Origin of the sequence: Xenorhabdus szentirmaii DSM 16338, assembly GCF_002632585.1 — a bacterium.
In the GTDB taxonomy this organism is placed as follows: domain Bacteria; phylum Pseudomonadota; class Gammaproteobacteria; order Enterobacterales; family Enterobacteriaceae; genus Xenorhabdus; species Xenorhabdus szentirmaii.
In genome coordinates, this window is record NZ_NIBV01000062.1 from 1 (window position 1) to 308 (window position 308).

Consider the following 308-nt stretch of genomic DNA (forward strand, 5'->3'; position numbering starts at 1 on the left):
CATACATGATTTATTTATCTTTAAATGGTAAAAACCAAGGTCTCATATCTGCGGGATGTTCAACACCAGATTCGATAGGAAATCGGTATCAAAACGGACACGAGGACGAAATACAGGTACTTAGCTTAAACCATACAATAACGCGAGATCAAAATGTCAGCCATCAACCAATACAATTCATAAAACCAATAGATAAATCTTCCCCATTATTAGCTATGGCAATAGACTCGAACGAGTCCCTAAATGGCAAATTTATCTTTTACAGAACCAGCCAAGCTGGACAATTAGAGTTGTTTTATGAAGTGAAA

At 36.4% G+C, this 308-nt stretch carries 1 protein-coding gene; it reads left to right on the top strand.

All coding sequences use genetic code 11. The annotated features are described in order from the left end of the window. Positions 1–308: type VI secretion system tube protein TssD (tssD, locus tag Xsze_RS21640; RefSeq protein WP_143707629.1), on the top strand; the 308-nt coding region annotated here is incomplete at both ends.